3 protein-coding genes and 1 pseudogene are annotated in these 2,034 nt (G+C 69.3%); 2 read left to right on the forward strand and 2 right to left on the reverse strand.

Annotation, left to right across the window (positions count from 1 at the left end; translation table 11 throughout):
* Both WBA11_RS01570 and thiE read right to left on the reverse strand, forming a co-directional pair.
* Positions 1 to 325: pseudogene (locus WBA11_RS01570) on the reverse strand (phosphatidate cytidylyltransferase); the annotation flags it as partial.
* On the reverse strand, positions 322 to 981 hold the full coding sequence (gene thiE / locus WBA11_RS01575) for a thiamine phosphate synthase (RefSeq protein ID WP_424518976.1): 660 nt from the start codon (positions 979 to 981) through the stop codon (positions 322 to 324). The gene thiE and the pseudogene WBA11_RS01570, both read right to left, overlap by 4 nt.
* A 112-nt stretch (positions 982 to 1,093) precedes the next feature.
* Here thiE and WBA11_RS01580 point away from each other — a divergent pair, with 112 nt between their 5' ends.
* On the forward strand, positions 1,094 to 1,483 hold the full coding sequence (locus tag WBA11_RS01580) for a response regulator (protein ID WP_424518977.1): 390 nt from the start codon (positions 1,094 to 1,096) through the stop codon (positions 1,481 to 1,483).
* Positions 1,484 to 1,530: 47 nt separating this feature from the next.
* On the forward strand, positions 1,531 to 2,034 hold a 504-nt coding region (locus tag WBA11_RS01585; RefSeq protein WP_424518978.1), incomplete at its 3' end, for a L,D-transpeptidase family protein.

Here is a 2,034-nt window from a genome sequence, read left to right on the forward strand (position 1 = left end):
GGTCCGGCGGGAACACCCAGGCGCACAGCGCAGCCGAGACGCACATCCAGACGGCGCCGTTAAAGACCAGCGGCTCTCCGGGCTCCGGCAGCTCCTCCGGCCGCATCATCCAGCCGAACACGCCCACGATCAGGTCGCGAACGACGGCCACGCGCTGGCGCGCCACATCGAGGACGAACGCCAGCACGGCGAGCACCGTCAACCCGACGCGGACGGTCGGCGTGGGGAGCGCCAGGATGGCGAGCGGGAGCACGAGCGCGCCCAGATGGATCGCCTTGCGCTGGAGCTCGACGCGGTAGGAAAGAGCGGGAGGATGGTCGCTCATGCCGCCCTCGAGGCGAGCCAGGCGTCGACCTCGACGCGGAACGAGCGGGCGGCGGCTGTAACGTCGGGAGCCGTCGTGACGGCGGTCATGACGGCGACGCCCCACGCGCCGGCCTCGAGGCACGGACGAACGCGGTCCGGCGTGATGCCCGCGATGGCGATGACAGGGATGGAGACCGCGTCAGCGACGGTAGCGAGTCCATCGAGGCCTTTCACCGATGCTGGGTTCGCCTTCGAGGACGTCCGAAAGACAGGGCCGAATCCGATGTAGTCCGCGCCGGCGTCCTCGGCCTCGAGGGCAGCCGCTGTCGCCGTGGCGGTCGCGCCGACGATAAAGGGGCGGTCGAGTTGATCCGCGATGGCGCGTGCGCTGGCGATGGGGAGGTCGCTCGCTCCGAGGTGAACGCCGTCTGCTCCTGCTGCCAGGGCGAGGTCGAGGTGGTCGTCTACCAAGCACAGCGCGTCACGCTCGTGGCACGCCTCGACCGTCGGTATGAGGTTGGACATCTTGTCGCGCGTCGTGCCGGTCTTGTGCCGAAACTGGACGGTGTCCGCTCCGCCCTCGAGGGCGCGTTGCGCCAGCTCGGCGTGCGTCCAGCGCTGCTGGAAGTGGAAGTCCGTCAGGACGTGGAGCCGGCCGATCGCGGGGGAGGGCATCCTGGAGAGGGGAGGAGCAAAGAAGATCGCGTCGGCGCGGCCAATCGGCGTCCCCTCGCGCAACGGTTCGGCGGCTGAGGCGTACTCTCCCCATCCCTCGGTTTCTACTCGCATGCCCGACGTTCCTCTCCGCGCCCTCGTCGTCGATGACGAGGCCGACGTCCAGTTCCTGTTCACGCAGAAGTTCCGCCGCGAGGTCCGCCGCGGCGAGCTCGAGTTCGTGTTCGCGACGAGCGGCGAGGAGGCCCTCGAGAAGCTCCGGGGCGGCGAGGCGGCCGATGTCGTGGTCGTCCTGTCGGACATCAACATGCCGGGCATGAGCGGCTTGGACCTGCTCGAGAAGGTGACCGGCGAGTTCCCCGACCTCCAGGTCTACATGGTCACCGCCTACGACGACGGCGTCTTGGAGGCGACGGCCTTGCAAAGCGGTGCGAGGGGCTACCTCACCAAGCCGATCGACTTTGGAACGCTTAAGGGCGAGGTCTTCGGACTCGCCGCCTAGGGTCCGTCCTCGAGGGCGAACCGACTGACACGACAGCTCCCGTCGCCATGCTCGTCCTCGTCGCCTTCGTCCTGTCGCTTCTCGTCAGTCCGATCCCGGATTCGACGAGCCAACTCGTCGTCGTGACCACGTCGGACTGGTCCGCCACCGACGGCTCGCTCCGGCGATTCGAGCGAGAAGGCGGTGGTGCTTGGCTCGAGGTCGGCGCGACCGTGCCCGTCGTCGTGGGCCGAAGCGGGCTCGGATGGGGAATCGGACTCCACCGCTCGTCGGACGGCGCCGTCGGTGGCGTCGCGGGACCCGTCAAGGCCGAGGGCGACGGCCGCGCTCCGGCGGGCGCGTTCTCCCTGTCCGCCGCCTTCGGCTACGCCGACCTCGAGGCCACAGGCCTGCCCTACGTCCCGTCCGGCCCCGACCTGCGGTGCGTCGACGATCCGGCCTCGAGGTCGTACACCTTGGTCCGCCAGATGAGCACCGACGCCGATTGGCAGAGCCACGAGCGGATGCGGCGCAATGATGGTCTGTACCGCATCGGCGTGATCGTGGCGCAC

This window comes from Rubrivirga sp., from assembly GCF_049648075.1.
In the GTDB taxonomy this organism is placed as follows: Bacteria; Bacteroidota; Rhodothermia; order Rhodothermales; family Rubricoccaceae; genus Rubrivirga.